Raw genomic sequence first — 15,731 nt, 5'->3', positions numbered from 1 at the left:
CGGGTCAGTTCTCCTTGCCGGTGGTGCTTGTCGTGACCGCGCGGTCCAGGGGGACGGTCCGGTTGCGGGCGACGGCGTACTGCGCGGGGTAGAGGGTCTTGACCAGTACGAGGTAGAGGGAGGCGGCGACGATCGGCCCGAAGACGAAGGTGAGGTCGGCGCCACCGAGGGCCGAGGCGATGGGCCCGGTGAACAGCGTGGTGTTCATGCACAGGGCCCCGACGGTGGTGCCGGCCACCAGCGCCGTACAGCCCGCCCAGTTGGTACCGCCGGAGAACCAGTACGGCCCTTGTGGGGACTCGTCGTGCAACTCCACACCGTCATAGCGGTTGTGCCGCATCAGCAGGTCGGAGGCGATGATCGCGATCCATGGACCGGCGAAGGCGACGGACAGTTCGAGGATGTTGCTCAGGGCGTCGGTGAAGTCGGAGATGAACAGCGCGTAGCAGGCGATCGCGGTACCGAGCAGACCGCACAGCAGGACGGTGGCCATGCGGGGCAGCCGCAGCCCGACCGACTGGAGACAGAGACCCGAACTGTAGAGAGTGATCACGTTGTTGGTGATCGAGCCGATGACGATCACCAGCAGGAAGACCGGATAGAACCAGCCCGGCAGGATCGTGGCCAGCGACTTCTGGGCGTCGGCCATGTCGACGACGCTGCCGGCCAGCACGCCCACCGACCCGAGCAGGACGGCCGGGATGAATCCGCCGAGCGCGGTCCAGGTGGCGACGGCCTTGCGGGAGGTGTCCGCGGGCAGATAGCGGGCGTAGTCGGGGCTGATGGCCCATGACAGGGGCGAGGAGGCGGTGAGCGCGATGCCGGCGGTGATCACGGCCCAGAGTGCACCGCCGGACAGCGCGGACTCCGGATCGGGGGCGTAGTTCCAGTCGGCTTCGGTGAGGACATAGCCCGCGAGGACCGCCATGCACAGCGCGAGTGCGGTGGTGATCGCGCCGCTCACCTTGAGGATGGTGCCGTACCCGTAGACGCTGATCGTCAGGGTGAGGGCGGCGATCAGCAGCACGATCACGATCTGTACGGGCCGCTGGGCGGCCATGCCCACCTGCTCGGTGAAGGCGAAGGCGGCGAGCCCTCCGACCGAGAGGTTGATGGCGCCGTACGCGATGAAGCTGGGCCAGCTGAACAGCCCGACGATGACGCGGTTGCCCAGGGTCCCGAACATGGCTCGGGTGATGACCCCGCTGGGCGTCCCGGACACCGGGCCGCTGGTCGCGAGCAGGCCGATGGCCGCCCAGAACAGATTGCCCACGACGACCACGGCGAGGCCCTGCCACACGGTCAGTCCGAAGACGATCAGCAGGCCGCCGAGGATGATGTACAGGTAGTTGACGCTGGCGAAGGCCCAGATGCGGATCAACTCGCGGGGGTGGCCGTGGCGTTCGTCGTCGGGGATGCGGTCGATGCCGCGGCTTTCGATCCTTCCGAACGCGCTGGCGCTCGTTCTCTCCGGGTCGGTCTGCTCGGCTATGGACATGGGACGCTCCTGAACTGGTGCAGAGCCTTATTGAGCATGTGCTCAATTGCCTGTTGAGCGAGCAGTCAATAGAGTCCTCCCCGTGACGTCAACCCCTAGAGCCAAAGTCCGTCGGAAGTCCGCCGAAGACCGGCGCGCGGAGATCGTGGCCGCAGCCTCGGCCCTGGCCCTGAGCGAGGGGCTGGAACACATCACGCTCCGGAGCGTCGCCGACCGGCTGGGGGTGGCAGGCAGCCTGGTCAGCCACTACTTCCCCTCGGTTGACAGCCTGCTCGCCGAAGCGTTCACGGCAGCCGCCGTGGCGGAGAGCCGCGAGATCGACGCCGTCGTCGAGACGGCGGAGCTACCGGTCGACCGGCTGCTCGCCCTGCTGCGGTTCCACACCGCCGGAGATCGCGACCGGATGAACCTGCTCTGGCTGGATGCCTGGAGGCTGGGCCGCAAACGGCCCGCACTGCACAGCGCGGTCGCCGCCCGGATGGGTGCGGACGTCGAGCAACTGGCCGGCCTGATCGACGAGGGCATCGAATCCGGCGACTTCACCTCGGCCGACCCCCGGGTCAGCGCCTCGCGCATCCTCGCCGTACTCGACGGGCTCAGCGTCCAGGCCGCCATGCGCAAGGCCGTCAACTACGGCACGGTCGAAGAACTCGTCTTCATCGTCGCGGAACGCGAACTCGGCCTGCCGGTGGGGGCTTTCACCTCGTAGGGTGCGGGCCCGGTCCGTACACACCTCGGACACACGCCTGCGCCCCTGGCCGTACGTCGGATCATGACCACGGCCAGGGGTGCGTACCTCATCCGCTGGACAGCTCCGGGAGGGTCAGCTCGGCCCAGACGATCTTCCCGGGGCCAGTGCGCGAGGCGACGCCCCAGGCATCGGAGAGAGCCGCCACCAGCGGAAGCCCCCTGCCTCCTGTCGCATCCACCGCGGGTACGGTCAGCCGCGGCCGTACCTCGGAAGCGTCATGCACTTCGATCCGCACCCCGCGCCAGAGCGGCAGATAGCGGGTCTCGATGTCCCGCCCGGGTACGCGTGCGTGCCGCACGGCATTGGTCAGCAACTCCGAGAGCACGATCAGCGCGGCCTGTTCGATGGGGGCGAGTCCCCAGCCGTTGAGGACTTCCCGGAATTCGGTCCTGGCCTGCCCGACGCTACGGGGAGTCGGCCGCCATCGGGACAAGGTGAAGGCGCTGCCACAGGTCTCGCTCATCGAACGGCCCCGGCAGTCCCGGGGGCGGACTTTTGCGTCATCGGAGACCGGTCTTCGGACGTTGGGGAGGCGGAAAGGCGTAGAGCGGGGAAGTGGTCGATAGCGTTGGTCATGCCGACGCTCCTTTCAAGCGTTGGCCAATACCCCCGCGCCGCTCAACCGGTTGCGGGGGTTCTCGTTGTGGCCAGATATATCGAGCGAGAGATTCCGCCCCGGCTGCCGAGGCGTCGCTACTACCATCGATGAAAGGGCACGTCAGGTACCTGTTCTGCCTGTCACCAAAGGGTCTCTGTGGACAGGGAATTGAAGGTGAGTTCGATCGTGGAGCTAAACAACGAGGACGGCGGGAAACCCACTCCGCGCACGGTGCTGGGGCGTCGCTTGCAGCGCCTGCGGATGGAAGAGGGCCTGTCACAGCGCGCGCTCGCGGAGCGGGTGACGTATCCGCACACATATCTCAGCCGGGTGGAGCGCGGGGAGCAGTTACCGTCGGAGGCACTGGCTCAGGCGTTGGATGCCCATTTCCGCACCCACGGATTGTTCGTCGAACTCCTGGACATGGCTCAGGACTCGACGATTCCTGACTATGGGCGAACGATCGTGGAAAGCGAAAAGAGCGCCGCCCGAATTCAGGTTTTTGAGTGCAGCCTGGTGCCAGGTCTACTTCAAACCGAGGGTTACGCTCGTGCCCTGTTCTAAGCGTCGCTTCCCGGATTTGCGGGGGATGACGTTGAAAGCCGGGTTGGCACGCGGATGCGGCGCAAGCAGATCTTTGAGCGTGAAGAACCGCTGCTCTACTGGGCCATCATGGATGAGGCGGCCGTTAAGCGCCCCATGGGTCGAATGAGCTGCATGGCTGGCCAAATCGCTCACCTTCTCACGGCTGCTCAGAGTTGGAACATCTCGGTTCAGATCTTGCCCTTTGCCCGTGGCCAGCACCCCCTGCTGGGTGGGAGTCTGAGCCTCCTGACCCTGGCAAGCGGCGCTACGCTCGGGTACGCAGAGAGCTTTATTTCCGGCGAACTGGTCGAGTCGCCAAAAGGCGTTCTCGGTCTGACCCAGCGCTTCGACGTGGCTCGCTCCATGGCTCTGCCGGAGAGGGAGTCGCTCGACCTCCTCCGCAGTTACCTGAAGGGGTACGAAGAAGGATATGAAGATGACGACCGTTCCTGAGTCCTCAGTGCTCACCGGCTGGCGCAAGTCCAGCTATAGCAATGGGGACGGCGCTGCCTGCGTCGAGGTGGCACATCTCCACGTCGGCCTGTTGCCGGTGAGGGACAGCAAGAACCCCCATGGCCCTGCTCTCCTCATTCCCGCTCACGCGTGGGCCGACTTCATAGACGAGATCAAGGCCCGCCCGGGCCTGTGAACGGACCTCGCCCCCGATGCGGAGCACCAGGCATCGGGGGCGAGGCGTGTGGGGGGACGGGGGTGTCCCTGCGTGAGGGAGGGGCGCGGTCGGTGTGAACGGGTGGGGATCAGCGTTCTCGTGGGCGGGGTGGGCGGACCCAATGTCCGCCGCTGACTCCGCACTGGCGGTACGCGGAGTCGACGCGCCCCGTCACGGCGGCCGTACATCTCGGCTCCGGGCTTGGGTTCGGTCGTTCACGGAGTGCCCGCAGTGGTGAGCCCCGCGCGGACGTGGTCGTTCCCGCCAGCATCACCAGCGGGAGCACCGTCACCAGGATGCTGAGCGCACGCTTCTTGGATGGGAGCTTGGTGCCAGTTCTCACGGACACTCCTCCGGACGGTCCGGGAGTCCCGGACGGGGAGATCAAAAACCGTGCGCCGCACCGCGTTGACTTGAGCGTAGGAAGCAGTCTCCGTCGCGGTCAACGATTATGGGTGGATTGTCATGTGATGAGAGAGACCTTCATTCAGCAGCAGCAAATATCCGGGTGAGGCCGGTCAGCGCAGGGTGATTCCTGCCCCCGCCTCCTCCAGCTCCAGGACCCAGATGTCGTTCGTGCCCTGTCTGAGCACCGACCCCGGCAGGAACAGGCCCTGTTGGGGGCCGACCCACCAGTACCGGCCCAGGCAGAAGCCGTTTACCCAGAGGAAGCCCCGGGTCCACCCGGGCAGTTCGACCCGGGCGTCCCCGGGCGCCTCGATCTCCACCGAGGCGCGGTACAGGCCCGGCCCGCCCGATTCCGCGGGCAGGAACGACACACTCTCAACCGCTTCCGGGGTGAACGAAGCCAGCCGTAGACCCCGTGCCCGTACACCGTGCAGATACTGGCGCTCGTGCAGCACGCCACCCGTGATGCCCTTCGGTTCGCCCAGGCGCGGACCGTAGTTGACCCGGCCCTGCGACTCCACCCAGAAGTCCACCTCGGCAGGGCCCGGGACCAGGTCGGGGAGGGTTTCGTGGTCCTCGCTGAGGACCCCGGTCCGTACGCCGTCCACGTACACCACCGCCCGGTCGCGCAGCCCGGAGGCGCGCAGCGGATACGGTCGGCGCGGACCAGGTACCCGGACCCGGTAGCGGACCAGGCCGCGGTCCACGCCCAACTCCTCGAACGTCGGCGGGGTCGGGGTCATCGTCTCCGGGTCGCCGACCGCGTCCAGGACGGCATCGAGCGGTGACCAGTCGGCCGGACGCACATCGAGACCCGTGCCCAGGAGCGGGGGAGCGGGCGGGACCTCGGGTAGCGGCTCCTCGGCGTATTCGGCGAAGACCTCCCGGAAGGCCCAGAACTTCGCCGTCGGACGTCCCGACTCGTCGATCGGTGCGTCGTAGTCGTAGGACGTCACCGTCGGTTCCAACAGTCCGTCGTGCAGGGTGCCGGCCCGGTTGGCGCCCGCCCAGCCGGCGAAGTTGGTACCGCCGTGCGCCATGTAGAGGTTGACCGAGCCGCCCAGCTCCAGGATCTCGCGGAGTTCCTTCGCTGCCTGCGCCGCGTCCCGGGTCACGCACTCGTCGCCCCAGTGGGCGAACCAGCCGCACCAGAACTCCATGCACATCAGCGGTCCCGTCGGCCGGTGGCGGCGCAGGGCGGCGAAGGCGTCCATGGCGCCCGACCCGAAGTTGACGGTGGCGAGCACGTCCGGCAGCGAACCGCCGGTGAGCATGTGGTCCTCGGGCCCGTCCGACGTGAACAGCGGGACGCTCACCCCGCAGTCGCGCAGGACGTCCGCCACGTGCCGCAGATAGCCGTGGTCGCTGCCGTAGCTCCCGTACTCGTTCTCCGCCTGGACCATGATCACCGGGCCGCCGCGGTCGATCTGGCGCTCCACGACCTGGGGGAGGAGTGTGGTGAACCAACCGTCCACGGCCGCCAGGTATTCGGCGTCGTCGGTGCGCACCCGTCGGCCGACCAGTCCGGTCAGCCACATCGGCAATCCGCCGTTCTCCCACTCGGCGCAGATGTACGGCCCCGGGCGCACGATCGCCCACAGACCCGCCTTCTGTGCGGCATCGAGGAACCGGCCCAGCGCCTCCACATCCGTGTACTCGCCGCGGGCGGGCTCGTGGAGATTCCACGGAACGTACGTCTCCACGCAGTTCAGGCCCATCGCGCGGAGCATCGCCAACCGGTGGTCCCACTGCCCCTCGTGTACTCGGAAGTAGTGCAGCGCGCCCGAGAGCAGCCGCACCGGCCGTCCATCGAGCAGAAAGTCCGTCTCACCCACGCCGAATTCAGCCACCTGCCCACCTTTGACCCCTGGCGGCCGACCGGTCCATGGACAAAGATCGGCACTGTTTGGACACAAGCGAGCGCGGAGAAGCGCAGACGATCAGCCAAGAAGGGGCAAAGGCGGATGTATCACACCTGGATGCGTTACTTCACCCCAGGTGCGGTCCATCGTCGGCTCGGTCTGGTCTGCCTCGGTGTCGGTCTACAACACGGCAGCCTTCCGACCGTGGGGCCGCGCACGCTGGACCACCATGTGGCCGTGGTGATCAGCTCGGGGAGCGGCTGGTTCCGCGCGCCCGACGGGCAGCGCCTCGCCGTCACCGCACCCGCCCTGATCTGGATCACCCCCGGCGTCCCCCACCACTACGGACCCGACCCCGGCGGCTGGGACGAGAGCTTCGTCGACTTCGACGGCCCCGCGACCGACACGTACACCGAACTCGGCTACATCGACCCTGACCTGCCCGTGGTCCCGCTCTCGGACGCGGCGGGACCACGCGCCGCGATCGGCCGGATCGCCCGGGCCGCCCGCCGGGGAAACCCCCTCCTGGAGGTCGAAACCGCGGCTGCCGTCCATGAACTCCTCGTCGCCCTGCGCCGCGCCCGCGCCGACACCAGCCCCGCAGGCGACCCCGTGCTCACCGCGCTGGCCCGGGACGCCTTCCAACCCCTGTCCGTCGCCGAGCACGCCGCCCGGCACGGGATGACCCCGGCCGAACTGCGCACCGCCGTGCGCCGGGGCGCGGGATGCAGCCCCAAGGACTATCTGCTCTCCATCCGACTGAGACGGGCCCGAGAGCTCCTCGCCGCCACCGAACTCTCCGTCGCATCCATCGCCCGCCGCGTCGGCTACGAGGACCCCGCGTACTTCTCCCGGCTGTTCACCCGGCGTGTGGGCACCGCGCCCGTCCGCTTCCGTGAGCAGCAGGGACGTTCCGTACCGGGGGGCTGGAGCGACCGCATCCCAGACCCTGAACACCCGCCCACCATCAGCACCCGGTCCACGTAAGCTCACCAACCATGACGACCAGGGACATCGACGAGAACGTACGGGCCGAGCTGGATCGGCTGCGCGGAAGCATCGACAACATCGACGCCGCCCTCGTCTATATGCTCGCCGAGCGCTTCAAGTGCACCCAGCAGGTCGGTCATCTCAAGGCGCACCACCAACTCCCGGCCGCTGACCCGGCGCGCGAGTCCCGCCAGATCGAGCGGCTGCGCAGCCTCTCGGAGGATGCCCGGCTCGACCCGGCGTTCGCGGAGAAGTTGCTCAACTTCATCATCGCCGAGGTGATCCGTCACCATGAGACGATCGCGGCCAACCCGGGCGGCGCGCACCAGCCCTAGCGCCCCGGCTAGTGCACCGGCGCCCGCCGCCTCTCGGGCGCCGAAAATGAGTTGCGAGCCCCCACCACCGCCCGCCTAGGCTCGCCCCCATGTGTGGAATCTCCTGTGGGATCGCAGTGATGAGGCTGCGCCGCGCCTAGCGGCGGATCGTCCTCACCTCCCGAATCGCTCCGCCGCTTCCGTGAGTCATCTCCGAGCGGCATCCCGTGCTGCCCGGATCACCTCGAAGTCGCGGAGATCCTGTGCCCACGCACCACCGTTCTGGCCGTCATGAACTCGGTCAGAATTTCCTCACCGACCGCACCACCATCACCACCGTCATTGACCTCGTCGCCCGTACCGAAGGACCGATCATCGAGATCGGCAGCGGCGACGGCGCACTGACGCTGCCGCTGGAGACCCTGGGACGTCCCCTCACCGGTATCGAGATCGACCCCAGGCATGCCGCCCGGCTTGCGCGGCGCACCCGGGGGCGCACCACCGTCGTCCCCGGTGACTTCCTCCGCTACCAGGCCCCGACCAGCCCGCACGTCCTCGTTGGGAACCTTCCCTTCCATGAGACGACCCCGATGCTCCGCCACATCCTCACCTCGCCCGACTGGACCGATGCGGTGCTGCTGGTGCAGTGGGAGGTGGCCCGGCGGCGGGCCGCGGTGGGCGGGGCGACGTTGATGACGGCCCAGTGGTGGCCGTGGTACCGCTTCGGACTGGTCGCCCGAGTGCCGTCGACGGCGTTTCGCCCACGGCCCACCGTCGACGGCGGGCTGATGACCATCACCCGCCGTGACCGCCCGCTTCTGCCGCACCCGGCTCGCCGTGAGTACCAGGATCTCGCCCACCGCGTGTTCACCGGCCGGGGGCGCACCCTGCCCGAGATCATCGCCGGCGCGGCGCCGGGCCTGCCCGGCCATCACATCGGGCAGTGGGTGCAACGGCACGGCATCCGCCCCCGACAACTGCCCAAGGACCTCGACGCGGAGCAGTGGGCGGATCTGTTCCGGCTCCACAGCGATCACCGGGGGGCACGGCGAGCGGGGTCACCGCGCCAGCGCGGGCGTCGCTGACCTGACCTGATCCGAGGTCGGCGTCCTGCCCGGGGCAGGACGCCGACCGCTCCACAGGCGGTTTTCGGAGTCGCCTTCTGCTACGGCGCAAACCCTCCGGCTCGTGCGCCGCATCTGCCCGCGCGGTCCGGAACGCAGGTCACTCAGCCACAAGTCTTCGGCACGCATTGGCATGGAACGCCCGGCTCACAGGAGGAAAGACTGGCGCCCACGACGAAGAAGGTGGGAAGAGATGAAGAGGAAACTGGCCGCTGCCGGAACCGTAGTGGCGTCGCTGGCTCTGACCGCGGCGATGGCAAGCCCAGCCGCCGCGATCACCGCGTACAGGCACTGCTTCACCACCGGTGCCGACGGCGGCGCCCGTGTCATGAACTGGCACGGCCCCGACAGGGTCGACCTCACCTTGAGCGTGACGGACTCGCGGGCCGACGGCCACCACGCGAGGGTTCGCTTCCTGTCGAAGACGGTCAGCGGCACCACGGTCAAATGGGGTTGGCACAAGAACACCAGCGGCGCCGGACGCACGTTCGTGCGTGAGACGAGCGCCTCGCACCCCAACGGGATCTTCAAGGTCGGTGTGGAGATCGCCCGGTTCGAGGGCGACACCTATCTGAACTCCTGTGTTGACTGGGGCTGACCGCCGCCGCACGAACGTGCACATCACGTTTCGGGTGTCCGTGCCACCGCCTCCCCGGCCTGAAAAGGCGCGGCCCGCCGAAGGGCAATGCCTTCCCGTGCCGTGATCCGTTCCGCCCCCGTCCGAGCCGGGGTGCGGGGACGGCCGGTCGGCTTCCCTCCCCAGACACGGGAGGGCCGACCGGCACCCGGCTCCATCACGGCCCGCGAGGGTGCACGCGGGCGCCGTCGCACGAGAGGGATGAGCGGGCGTCTGCGACTCCCACCAGTTGCTCCCGGGACACGCGGGACACCACACAATCGAAATGAGGCGTGCCAGCCCTTTATGCGACGCCGACGTGCGCTCAAAGCGCAACCGATACCCCATGTGCTCGGCCCCGTGGATCAGGCAGCATGGCACCCATGTCCGTACTCACGCGCGACGAAGCGCAGACTCGTGCACAGCTTCTCGACGTCCACCGCTACACCGTGGATCTCGACCTCACCGCCGGGGCGGGGGTCCCTCCCGGGAAAGAGACAGAGACCTTCGGCTCCACCACCGTCATACACTTCACCGCCCGCGCGGACGGGGACACCTTCGTCGAGGTCAAGCCGGCCGCACTGCACTCCGTAACGCTGGACGGACATCCGCTCGACCCCGCCGCGCTCGACGGCAACCGCTTCCCGCTGCCCGGGCTCACCCAGGGGGAGCACGAACTGCGCGTCGAGGCGGACATGCACTACTCGCGCACCGGCGAGGGAATGCACCACTTCACCGACCCCGCCGACGGCGAGACCTACGTCTACACCACACTTTTCCTGGACGACGTCCAGCGCGTCTTCTCCGCCTTCGACCAGCCGGACCTCAAGGCCGTCTTCGACGTGTCGGTGACCGCCCCCGACGGCTGGAGCGTCCTCGGCAACGGTGTCGCGACCCACCACGGCGACGGCAAGTGGAGCTGCGCCACCACCACCCTGCTCTCCACCTATCTCATCGCGATCGCCGCCGGACCCTGGCACTCCGTACGCACCGAACACGCCGGGCTGCCCTTCGGTCTCCACTGTCGCCGCTCGCTCGCGCCCTACCTCGACGCGGACACGGACGAACTCTTCGAGATCACCCGGCAGTGCTACGACCGGTACCACGAGAAGTTCGAGGAGCCCTACCCCTTCGACTCGTACGACCAGGCGTTCGTCCCCGAGTTCAACGCGGGCGCGATGGAGAACCCCGGGCTGGTCACCTTCCGCGAGGAACTGGTCTTCCGCTCGGCCGTCACCGACACCGAGCGTCAGACGCGGGCGATGGTCATCGCCCATGAGATGGCCCATATGTGGTTCGGCGACCTGGTCACCATGGTCTGGTGGGACGACCTCTGGCTGAACGAGTCCTTCGCCGAGTACATGGGCTTCCAGATCCTCACCGAAGCCACCCGCTTCACCGACACCTGGGTCGACTTCGCCGTCGCCCGCAAGGGCTGGGGGTACGACGCCGACCAGCGGCCCTCCACCCATCCCGTCTCCCCGGACCCGGACGCCGTCCCGGACACCGCCGCCGCCCTCCTCAACTTCGACGGCATCTCCTACGCCAAGGGAGCTTCCGCACTGCGGCAGCTGGTGACCTGGATGGGGGAGAAGGACTTCCTCGCCGGCATCAACATCCACTTCGCGCGCCACAAGTTCGGCAATGCGACCCTCGCCGACTTCATCGACTCCCTGTCGCAGGCCACCGACCGCGACCTACCCGCCTGGGCCGAGTCCTGGCTGCGCACCACCGGCGTCGACACCCTCACGCCCACCGTCACCGAAGCCCCCGGCACCTGGTCGCTCGCCGTCGACCACCAGGGCAGCCGCCCGCACCGCATCGCCGTCGGCGCGTACGACATCGACCCTGTCGACCCGACCCGAGTCGTCCTGCGTAATCGCTACGAACTGGACATCCCGCAGAGGGACGGCGCCGCCGAGCAGCACCCCGGCCGACGCCCCGCGCTCGTCGTCCTCAACGACAACGACACCACCTACACGAAGATCCGACTCGACCCCGGCTCCTGGGAGACCGCGGTACGCATCCTGTCGTACGTCCCGGACGCCCTGACCCGCGCCGTCATCTGGAACGCGGCCCGTGACATGGTCCGCGACGGAGAACTCGCCCCCAGGGCCTATCTGGAGGCTGCCCGGACGCAGTTGCCCCGGGAAACGGACCTGGCGATCGCCCAAGGCGTCCTCGCCTTCGCCGCCGGTCAGGTCGCGGACCGCTATGTACCGGCCGCTGAACGGTCCGCCGCACTCGGTGCGATCCGGGACATCTGCCGCGGACTGATGCGGCGCACCGAGGACGGCAGCGACCCGGGGCTGCGACTGATCGCCGTACGTCACTTCATCGACGCGGCGGCCCAGCCGGAGGCGATCCAGGAATGGCTCGCCGAAGGCAGCGTGATCGGCGGACCGGAACTCGATCCCGAGCTGCGTTGGCGCATCCTGTACCGGCTCGCCGTCCTCGGTGAGACGGACGAGGCCGCGATCGCCGCCGAACTCGAAACCGACCCGAGCGCCACCGGCCAGCAGGGCGCGGCTCGATGTCGCTCCGCCCTGCCGACACCGGAAGCGAAGGAAATCGCCTGGGAGCGGCTTTTCGCCTCCGACGACCTCTCGAACTACCTGTTCCGTGCGACGGCCCAGGGCTTCTGGCAACCCGAACAGGCCGAACTGGTCGCCCCGTACCTCGTGCGCTACTACCCCGACACGGTCGCCCTGGCGGACCGCAGGGGTCCGGCGATAGCGGAGGCCGCCGGCCGGTACGCCTTCCCGCTGCACGCGGTGGACGACGAGGCCCGGGAGCTGGGCGAGACATGTCTGCGGGACGCCCAGATGATCCCCGCCCTGCGCCGTAGCCTCTCCGACCAACTGGACGACCTGCGCCGAGCACTGGCGGTACGGGGGGTCGACCCCACCACGTGATCGGCTCCGGGGGCTGACCGGCTGTCGGTCAGCCCCCAGGACTTCGGTCTTGCTCGTCCAGCCCGCTCGTCTGCGTTTCGCACAGGGTGCGTTCCGAGCGCGTTGCCCGCCGCGGCGGACCGCTGTCGTCGACAGCAGACCGCGCCCGGAAGTGCGCCGGGTGGCCACCCTCCGCGCCGAGTGCTCCGACGCGCCCGTGTGACCAGGCTCCCCGCGGGGGGCCGAACCTCCTCCATGCCGGACTCGTTGAGCACGGCGCGCACCCCTTTGACCGGGGTCGCCCCGCCCACGCAGCCCGCGGAGGACGCCCATGAGCACGTCGAGCGCACCCGACCCGAGTTCGTCACCGGCACCGGCCGCACCCGGCACGGCACCCGAGACCGGTACGGCCGCCGGGGAACCGGGGGCCTTCAGCACCTGGCCCGCTCCTCTCGCCGGTGGGGCCCATGGCCCCGACGCACTCCGTCCCCTCATCGGTCTGGTGCTCGAAGCCCTCAGGGAAGGCACCGCCGACCGCGGCGGCCCCCTCCCACCGGGCGGCCCCCTGAGCGTCGCAGCCCTGGTCCAGCAGATCGCCGAACCGGTCCTGCCCGACCACGGCATCGGCGCGGGCGACGCCCTGCACCGGCTCGTACGGACCATGGCGTACGGCGCCGCGGATCCCGCGGACCCGCTGTGCGCCGCACATCTGCACACCCCACCGCTCGCCCTCGCCGTCGCCGCCGATCTTGCGGCGTCCGCACTCAACCAGTCCCTGGACTCGTGGGACCAGGCTCCGACGGCCTCCGAGTTGGAGCGCGTGGTGACCGAGGCGGTTGCCGCCGAGGTCTATCCCGATGCGCCCGATCCGGACGCCCTCGTCACCACCGGAGGCACCGAGTCCAACCAACTCGCCCTGCTGCTGGCCCGTGAACGCCACGGTGCGATCCAGGTGATCTGCGGTGCGGGCTCCCACCACTCCGTACAGCGTGCCGCCTGGCTGCTGGGCCTGCCCGCGCCGGTGGTCGTGTCGGCGGGTGGCGGCACCCTCGACCCGGTCGCGCTCGACGAGGCCCTGACCGAACTGCACGGACCCCGGCTGGTGGTGGCCACGGCGGGGGCGACCGACACCGGACGCATCGACCCCCTTCCCGAGGTCGCCGCACTGTGCGAGCGGCACGGCGTCGAACTCCACGTCGACGCCGCCTACGGCGGACCGCTCCTGTTCAGCGAGCGCCACCGCCCTGCGCTCGCGGGTCTGGAACGCGCCGACTCCGTCACCCTCGATCTGCACAAACTCGGCTGGCAGCCCGTGGCGGCCGGACTGTTCGCGGTGCGCGACCGGTCCCGGCTCGGCCCGCTCGCGATCACCGCCGACTACCTCAATCCCGACGACGACACCGAAGCCGGCCTCCCCGACCTCCTGGGTCGGTCCCTGCGGACCACGCGCCGCCCCGACGTGCTCAAGGTCGCCGTCACCTTCCGTGCCCTCGGCCGCAGCGGGCTCGCCGAGTTGGTGGACGCCACCGTGGCGCGCGCCGGCGACTTCGCCGCCCTGGTCGCGGCGGACACCCGGTTCGAACTATGGGACCGCCCCACGCTCAGCACCGTACTGTTCCGGCCGCGCGGTGCGACGGACGAACAGACCGCGGACATTCGCCGCACCCTCCTCACCAGCGGCAGGGCCGTTCTGGGCCGCGCCCGCATCGACGGCCGCCTCTGGCTCAAAGTGACGCTCCTGAACCCGTACACCACCGCGGACGACCTGCACCGACTGGTCCACCTCGTGATCGAACTCGTGGAAGGCACCCATCGATGAGCGCAATGCCCCCCGCCGAAGCCGAGCAGCCCCACGACCTCGTGGGCATTGGCATCGGACCGTTCAACCTCTCGCTCGCCGCACTGGCCCACGGCCTGCGCAAGCCCCTGCACACCGCCTTCTACGAGCAGGGCCACCACTTCAGCTGGCACCCGGGCCTGCTGATCGAAGGCGCCCGCGTCCAGGTCCCGTTCCTCGCCGATCTGGTGAGCCTCATCGACCCCGCCAGCCCCTGGAGCTTCCTGAACTACCTCCGCTCCCGTGAGCGGCTGTTCCCCTTCTACTTCGCCGAGCGGTTCCACATCCACCGCGCCGAGTACGAGGCGTACTGCCGCTGGGTGAGCCACAGCCTGCCCGGGCTCCACTTCGGCCACCAGATCGACGCCGTGCGCTGGAATCCCGACCGCCAACTGTTCGAAGTCGACTTCACCCAACTCGACGCCGACGGCGAGGCCGAGGCACTGGGCCGCACCTACGCCCGGAACATCGCCCTCGGGGTCGGCACCGAACCCTATGTACCCGAACCGCTGAGACCCCTGGTCGACGCACCGGCCGCACCGGTGATCCACTCGGCCGACTACCTCGACCACCGCGATCGACTGCTGGCCGCCGAACACATCACGGTGATCGGCTCCGGACAGTCGGGGGCGGAGATCTTCCTCGATCTACTGCGCCAGCGGCCCGTGGGGCGCGAGGGGGTGCACTGGCTGACCCGTACCGAGGCGTTCACACCGATGGAGTACTCCAAGCTCGGCCTCGAACACTTCACCCCCGACTACAGCCGCTACTTCCACTCGCTCCCCGAACAGACCCGGGACCAGGTCGCCTTCGGTCAGTGGCACCTCCACAAGGGCATCGACGCGGGGACCATCGCCGACATCCACGAGGAGCTCTACCGGCGCACCCTGCACGGCGGCTGGCCGGACGCCGTACTCACCCCGGGGGTGCGCGTCCGAACGGCGGGCCGGGTCGCCACCACCAAGATCGAACTACATCTGGAACACCTTCAACAAGCCGCGCGATCACGGCTGATGACCGATGCGGTCGTCCTCGCCACCGGCTACCGCCAGCGCCCGGTGGACCTCCTCCTCGCCGGGATCGACCCCTACTTGCGTCGGGACGCCGCCGGGCGTCCCCATATCGACACCGACTACCGGATGGTCACCGACAAGACCATGACCGGCTCCGTCTACGTACAGAACGCCGAGACGCACACCCACGGCGTCGGCGCGCCCGACCTGGGACTCGCCGCCTGGCGCAGTGCCAGCATCCTTAACTCGCTGACCGGCCAGGAGCCCTATCCGCTGCCCAGGCGCACCGCCTTCACCAGCTTCGGACTGGAGCGGCCTGCTCCGCCCCGCGTACCCGCCCAGGGCATGCACTTCACCCCGCTCGCACCGAGCTTCTGAGCCGCGGGAGTCGGTCGGGTCCACGTCGGGTAAGCAGTCGTGGGCGACGGGGCGTGCTCGCTCGCACCGGCCCGCCGATGAGCTCCTGGATGTCCGAGCCGGATGCGACAGTGTTTCTGACACCAGCCGTCAGCATGTCCGCGCCTGCCACGCGATCCGTGCGGCAGGCACGGACGAACGAGGGAGCCTCGCC

The 15,731-nt window shown here is 69.0% G+C and carries 12 protein-coding genes and 1 pseudogene; 10 read left to right on the top strand and 3 right to left on the bottom strand.

Annotation, left to right across the window (positions count from 1 at the left end):
- Nucleotides 1-4 precede the first annotated feature (4 nt).
- Nucleotides 5-1,498 (bottom strand): purine-cytosine permease family protein, encoded by a 1,494-nt coding sequence (locus tag OID54_RS10405; protein ID WP_329017237.1) that lies wholly within the window; start codon nt 1,496-1,498, stop codon nt 5-7.
- Nucleotides 1,499-1,580: 82 nt separating this feature from the next.
- Between OID54_RS10405 and OID54_RS10400 the strand changes: the two genes are divergently transcribed.
- Entirely contained in the window at nt 1,581-2,207 is a 627-nt protein-coding gene (locus tag OID54_RS10400) for a TetR/AcrR family transcriptional regulator (RefSeq protein ID WP_329017234.1), read from the top strand.
- 88 nt (nt 2,208-2,295) lie between these two features.
- Here the strand turns inward: OID54_RS10400 and OID54_RS10395 are convergent, their stop codons facing one another.
- Nucleotides 2,296-2,712: an ATP-binding protein gene (locus OID54_RS10395; RefSeq protein ID WP_329017231.1), complete on the bottom strand. Its 417-nt coding sequence runs from the start codon at nt 2,710-2,712 to the stop codon at nt 2,296-2,298.
- A 291-nt stretch (nt 2,713-3,003) separates the two neighbouring features.
- Here OID54_RS10395 and OID54_RS10390 point away from each other — a divergent pair.
- Both OID54_RS10390 and OID54_RS10385 read left to right on the top strand, forming a co-directional pair.
- Nucleotides 3,004-3,885, top strand: a pseudogene (locus OID54_RS10390) (helix-turn-helix domain-containing protein).
- The gene (locus OID54_RS10385; protein ID WP_329017228.1) at nt 3,869-4,081 is read left to right on the top strand and encodes a DUF397 domain-containing protein; all 213 of its coding nucleotides are present in this window, start codon (nt 3,869-3,871) and stop codon (nt 4,079-4,081) included. The pseudogene OID54_RS10390 and the gene OID54_RS10385 overlap by 17 nt, the downstream one beginning before the upstream one ends.
- Nucleotides 4,082-4,620: 539 nt before the next feature.
- On the opposite strand, the gene OID54_RS10380 is transcribed toward OID54_RS10385, so the two are convergent.
- Complete coding sequence (locus OID54_RS10380) at nt 4,621-6,360, bottom strand: glycoside hydrolase family 35 protein (RefSeq protein WP_329017226.1); 1,740 nt, start codon at nt 6,358-6,360, stop codon at nt 4,621-4,623.
- A gap of 114 nt (nt 6,361-6,474) precedes the next feature.
- Here OID54_RS10380 and OID54_RS10375 point away from each other — a divergent pair, with 114 nt between their 5' ends.
- From OID54_RS10375 to OID54_RS10345, 7 genes are all read left to right on the top strand, one after another.
- Complete coding sequence (locus tag OID54_RS10375) at nt 6,475-7,359, top strand: helix-turn-helix domain-containing protein (RefSeq protein ID WP_329017224.1); 885 nt, start codon at nt 6,475-6,477, stop codon at nt 7,357-7,359.
- An 11-nt stretch (nt 7,360-7,370) separates the two neighbouring features.
- Nucleotides 7,371-7,697, top strand: coding sequence for a chorismate mutase (locus OID54_RS10370; RefSeq protein ID WP_329017222.1), 327 nt, complete (start codon nt 7,371-7,373; stop codon nt 7,695-7,697).
- A gap of 242 nt (nt 7,698-7,939) precedes the next feature.
- Nucleotides 7,940-8,761 carry a 23S ribosomal RNA methyltransferase Erm gene (gene erm, locus OID54_RS10365; protein ID WP_329017220.1) on the top strand — a complete coding sequence of 274 codons (822 nt, stop codon included), beginning with the start codon at nt 7,940-7,942 and terminating at the stop codon, nt 8,759-8,761.
- A gap of 232 nt (nt 8,762-8,993) precedes the next feature.
- Nucleotides 8,994-9,398, top strand: a complete 405-nt coding sequence (locus OID54_RS10360; RefSeq protein WP_329017218.1) for a hypothetical protein — start codon at nt 8,994-8,996, stop codon at nt 9,396-9,398.
- Between the two features lie 401 nt (nt 9,399-9,799).
- Nucleotides 9,800-12,331, top strand: a complete 2,532-nt coding sequence (gene pepN, locus OID54_RS10355; RefSeq protein ID WP_329017216.1) for an aminopeptidase N — start codon at nt 9,800-9,802, stop codon at nt 12,329-12,331.
- Between the two features lie 310 nt (nt 12,332-12,641).
- Nucleotides 12,642-14,129, top strand: a complete 1,488-nt coding sequence (locus tag OID54_RS10350) for a pyridoxal phosphate-dependent decarboxylase family protein (RefSeq protein ID WP_329017213.1) — start codon at nt 12,642-12,644, stop codon at nt 14,127-14,129.
- Nucleotides 14,126-15,538 (top strand): lysine N(6)-hydroxylase/L-ornithine N(5)-oxygenase family protein, encoded by a 1,413-nt coding sequence (locus OID54_RS10345; RefSeq protein ID WP_329017210.1) that lies wholly within the window; start codon nt 14,126-14,128, stop codon nt 15,536-15,538. Before OID54_RS10350 ends, OID54_RS10345 begins: the two co-directional genes overlap by 4 nt.
- The last annotated feature ends 193 nt before the right edge of the window (nt 15,539-15,731 follow it).

Source organism: Streptomyces sp. NBC_00690 (assembly GCF_036226685.1).
Classification (GTDB): domain Bacteria; phylum Actinomycetota; class Actinomycetes; order Streptomycetales; family Streptomycetaceae; genus Streptomyces.
The sequence above is the reverse complement of the archived record's forward strand: the minus strand, read 5'-3'. Positions and strand labels throughout refer to the sequence as shown.

What these genes read in the sequence shown, in the direction of transcription:
- OID54_RS10370 (WP_329017222.1), top strand. Translation starts at nt 7,371, where the DNA reads ATGACGACCAGGGACATCGACGAGAACGTACGGGCCGAGCTGGATCGG.
- OID54_RS10395 (WP_329017231.1), bottom strand. Translation starts at nt 2,712, where the DNA reads ATGAGCGAGACCTGTGGCAGCGCCTTCACCTTGTCCCGATGGCGGCCG.
- OID54_RS10345 (WP_329017210.1), top strand. Translation starts at nt 14,126, where the DNA reads ATGAGCGCAATGCCCCCCGCCGAAGCCGAGCAGCCCCACGACCTCGTG.
- pepN (WP_329017216.1), top strand. Translation starts at nt 9,800, where the DNA reads ATGTCCGTACTCACGCGCGACGAAGCGCAGACTCGTGCACAGCTTCTC.
- OID54_RS10360 (WP_329017218.1), top strand. Translation starts at nt 8,994, where the DNA reads ATGAAGAGGAAACTGGCCGCTGCCGGAACCGTAGTGGCGTCGCTGGCT.
- OID54_RS10385 (WP_329017228.1), top strand. Translation starts at nt 3,869, where the DNA reads ATGACGACCGTTCCTGAGTCCTCAGTGCTCACCGGCTGGCGCAAGTCC.
- OID54_RS10405 (WP_329017237.1), bottom strand. Translation starts at nt 1,498, where the DNA reads ATGTCCATAGCCGAGCAGACCGACCCGGAGAGAACGAGCGCCAGCGCG.
- OID54_RS10375 (WP_329017224.1), top strand. Translation starts at nt 6,475, where the DNA reads ATGTATCACACCTGGATGCGTTACTTCACCCCAGGTGCGGTCCATCGT.
- OID54_RS10350 (WP_329017213.1), top strand. Translation starts at nt 12,642, where the DNA reads ATGAGCACGTCGAGCGCACCCGACCCGAGTTCGTCACCGGCACCGGCC.